6 protein-coding genes are annotated in these 3,326 nt (G+C 64.3%); 1 reads left to right on the top strand and 5 read right to left on the bottom strand.

Annotation, left to right across the window (positions count from 1 at the left end):
* The first annotated feature begins 337 nt into the window (after window positions 1–337).
* On the top strand, window positions 338–541 hold the full coding sequence (locus ASG32_RS30960; RefSeq protein WP_056533852.1) for a hypothetical protein: 204 nt from the start codon (window positions 338–340) through the stop codon (window positions 539–541).
* A gap of 119 nt (window positions 542–660) precedes the next feature.
* Here the strand turns inward: ASG32_RS30960 and ASG32_RS30955 are convergent, their stop codons facing one another.
* The 5 genes from ASG32_RS30955 to ASG32_RS35510 all read right to left on the bottom strand — a co-directional run bounded on the left by ASG32_RS30955 (window position 661) and on the right by ASG32_RS35510 (window position 3,219).
* Window positions 661–891, bottom strand: a complete 231-nt coding sequence (locus ASG32_RS30955) for a hypothetical protein (protein WP_056533851.1) — start codon at window positions 889–891, stop codon at window positions 661–663.
* Window positions 892–1,006: 115 nt separating this feature from the next.
* Window positions 1,007–1,285, bottom strand: a complete 279-nt coding sequence (locus ASG32_RS33160; RefSeq protein ID WP_082558128.1) for a hypothetical protein — start codon at window positions 1,283–1,285, stop codon at window positions 1,007–1,009.
* A 782-nt stretch (window positions 1,286–2,067) separates the two neighbouring features.
* Window positions 2,068–2,640 (bottom strand): MucR family transcriptional regulator, encoded by a 573-nt coding sequence (locus tag ASG32_RS30950; RefSeq protein WP_056533849.1) that lies wholly within the window; start codon window positions 2,638–2,640, stop codon window positions 2,068–2,070.
* A 145-nt stretch (window positions 2,641–2,785) separates the two neighbouring features.
* Window positions 2,786–3,091 (bottom strand): hypothetical protein, encoded by a 306-nt coding sequence (locus ASG32_RS30945; protein ID WP_157862111.1) that lies wholly within the window; start codon window positions 3,089–3,091, stop codon window positions 2,786–2,788.
* On the bottom strand, window positions 3,088–3,219 hold the full coding sequence (locus ASG32_RS35510) for an AAA family ATPase (protein ID WP_244492322.1): 132 nt from the start codon (window positions 3,217–3,219) through the stop codon (window positions 3,088–3,090). Before ASG32_RS35510 ends, ASG32_RS30945 begins: the two co-directional genes overlap by 4 nt.
* Window positions 3,220–3,326: the final 107 nt, after the last annotated feature.

Below are 3,326 nucleotides of genomic sequence, written 5' to 3'. Positions count from 1 at the left end.
GCCATACGCCCTGACATTGACATGTGACGGAGCTCCCATTCCGCTCCGTATGTCGCCTTCACACCGTCTGCCGGAAGGTGCCGCCCAAACAGCGCTTACGTTGTAATCTGAGTCTTGCCAGCTGCATATGAAACTGAGAAACGGGTCAAAGCGATATTCCTAGTTCATCGAAGACGAAAAACCCGCCTCGGCACTGGGCCGGGCGGGCATAGGCGTCTCTACGCTTGGGTACTAGTTAGACGTTCCAGCAGGCGATCTGTTCCGGAGGTCTCACTCTCGACAGCGCCGGGCCGAAGCGTATCCTGCCTTGGGATCCGGACGGCTCTGGGAGGTCTCGATGGCTGATGAACAGAACGGCGCCAAGCCACCGTCCACAGAGGACGTCGCTGTCCGCGAGAACGCCAGCAAGACACGCCTTATCGAAGACGGCGGCCCATCTGAGCAGCCGCAGGTACTAGACTCCGCGACCGACGATCAGACGGCCGGCACCGTCCCCGAGGCCGAGGAACCCGGCCTCGTCGACTCGATGAAGGGAATGTAGGCGTTCAGCCTCCGCCCGCCTTCGCCATCTGCCCCCTGTGGTTCTGATCGCTCGGCCCCGCCCCGATCTGCTCACTGGGCGGGAGAGCGCCTGATCTCACCAGCGTGTGAGCCGAGCGCCTACTGATCTTCGATGTCGATACTGGCCCGCGCCTGCATCACCAGGCGGCCATCTTCGTCATATGCTCGAGCGCTGCACTCGGTTGATCCATCGATCGCGCATTCATCGCGGAGGATCGCAGTCAGCGTTCTCCCAAGCATGGCACGCAGTGCCCCGCGGCTTGATAGCTCTACGCCCTCGTCGTCCTCGACCACATGGCCGTTGGCTGTGCTGATGAAGTAGCGCGACACTCACGCCTCCGAAATCAGGGCCCCGGTGGATCAAACCCGAGGCGCCACAGACGGTTCGCTGATTGTTGCCGGGACGCAACTTGGCTGGGCGATCAGCGGGGCACCGATCGCCGGTTCAATCGAACGGGTCCTGTTCGCTGGGAGGGATTGGGAGCTCTCCCAGCCAGAGGCCAGCGAACGATACGGTCGCTGTGTAGACAGTTGCGTTGGCGGCATTGCGAACAATGACCGTAAAGGCTTGGGTTTCGCCCTTCTCGGGAATGATTTCTTTGGCCATAAGCGACAAAGCGCGCACAGCCTCATTCCTTATCACTTCACGATCACTGCATTCAAAGCCTATAGGATCGCGCAGGAACGCCTGCCCATCGTGAAAATCAAAGAAGAGGCGTGACATGCCAGTCCCCGCTGGTGGGCGGGAGCGCACGTCACTCTCGGCCGCCAGCGCCCGAGGCAATCTGCTAGCGATGGTCTACCCTCGCACAATGGCGCCTTGTCCACACTCACCTGGGTCAGCGCGAGCCGATGAAAAAGCCCCGTCCGGCTGGGCCAGCGGGGCTGAAGGTGTGGAGTCTCGCTGACGGGATAGCAGCGTAGCGGGCGCCGCGACATCAGCCGTTCGGGGGGTGCGAGGCACGAAAAAGCCCGCGCCGGCTGACCGGGCGAGCTCAGATCAGCGAGAGAAGCTGTCCGCCAGGGCTATGCGGCCAGGCGCATCGCAGGCGCACTGCGTCGGCAGACTGCTGCTTCGGTCGCACGAGTCATAGCTGCACGCGCATCCCATCCCCCGGAACCCAAGGTTCGATCTGCGAGGATCGTCGTTTCCAGGCTAGAGGGTGCCGCCGTCATGGGGCGGGGCAAGGTGGGTTGCCGACTGGGCATCATGGCACTCGCTGTTGCAGCGCAGCAGTGCGCCAGAATGGTTACCGGCATGTCTCCGCGGGGAGCGCGCGCGAGGATGTGATGCTACCTCCGCCGCATGAAAAAGCCCCGCTCGGCGGTACCGGCGGGGCTAAGTGGATCCCTGGGAGGAATGCCGAGCCATCGCAAGCCGCGCGCCAGCGGGTACGAAAAGACCGCCGCGGCCGGAGCCGGGCGGTTCAAGGTGATCGCATCAGGGATGCTGGGTAGACCCGCGGGCGGGCCGGCGGTTCCGTACCGCTCCCGCGCCAGGCAGCTTCACTCCGCGGCGACAGCAGCCTTCTTCGTCTTGCGGCCGCGAGCAGGCTTTTCGGCCGGTGCAGCCACGGGCTCAGCGGCCTTCTTCCGGCCCCGGGCCTTAGGTGCCACTGCAACCGTCTCGTCGGCGGCAGCAGCCTTTGCGGCCGCGTTACGGCGCAGGTTGCCGAGGCCGGTGTTCTTCGCCAGGGCCGAGCGCATCTCGGAGTAGCTCGGGGCGGTCATCGGATAATCGCGCGGCAGACCCCACTTCGCCCGGTACTCGTCCGGGGTGAGACCCACTCCCTTCAGATGCCGCTTCAGGGTCTTGTACGGCCGGCCGTCTTCGAAGCTGATCAGCGCGTCGTGCGTGATCGACTTCCGGATCTGGCTCGGAGTGGCGCGGTCGATCTTAGCCTCGGCCTGGGCAACAGGGCTGATCAACCCGTTCAGCGCGCCGTGGATCGCGGACAGAAGCGCCGGCATCTCGGAAACAGGCACAGAGTTCTTCGAGACGTAAGCGGACACGATATCGGCCGTGAGCTCGATGAGGTTGCTCTGATCCGGAGCCGAGGTTGATGTAATGTCGTCCAATGAAGCCTCCTGCGTATGTGGCTGAGACCCACGCAGCAACATCGATACCTAGTCAAGGCGTATCTATGCTGTGGCAGTGGAGAACGTTGGATATCTACCGGTCTCGGGGTCAATTGCTGAGTATGTCTGAGGGAAGTCGTTGCCCTCAGGCCCAGTCGCTCAGGTCTTCCTTGGCGCCGGGCTCGCTAACGCCGAGGTCTGCCGACATGCCGCCGCGGCCTCGCACCCGCAGCGCGGTGGCCCTGAGACCGCTGCGTCGAAGGCCCGTGACTTCCACCTGTGCATGGACGCCCATGTCCTGGAGCCGATCGACGTGGCGACGGAACTCCTCAACGTGCGCGCCGATGCTGCCGCGGCCGTTGCCCGCCGCACCGATGCCACCCGCCGGCGCGTCCGGGATCTCCAGGCCGCTGCGGGTAATCGACCGGATCGACCCGTCCGGCATCTTCATCGTGCCGTTGCCGAGGTCGAGCCCTCGCCCGCCCGGTGGGAGGAGACGAACGGGTCGATGATCACCACGTCGATCCGATTCTCGCGGATGGTCGCCTTGATCGCCTCCACCACCGGCACAGCAATCACGATGCCGGCCCTAGTGCAGTGACGCGGACGGAGGATTCACGCGGGCGGTGAGGCGTGCGAGGCTGGGCGATGGCTCAGACGGTATGCGTACTCCTCGATGCGACCGA

Source organism: Methylobacterium sp. Leaf361, from assembly GCF_001424445.1.
Taxonomy (GTDB): Bacteria; Pseudomonadota; Alphaproteobacteria; order Rhizobiales; family Beijerinckiaceae; genus Methylobacterium.
Note: the sequence above shows the minus strand (reverse complement) of the source record. Positions and strands in the feature narration are given on the sequence as shown.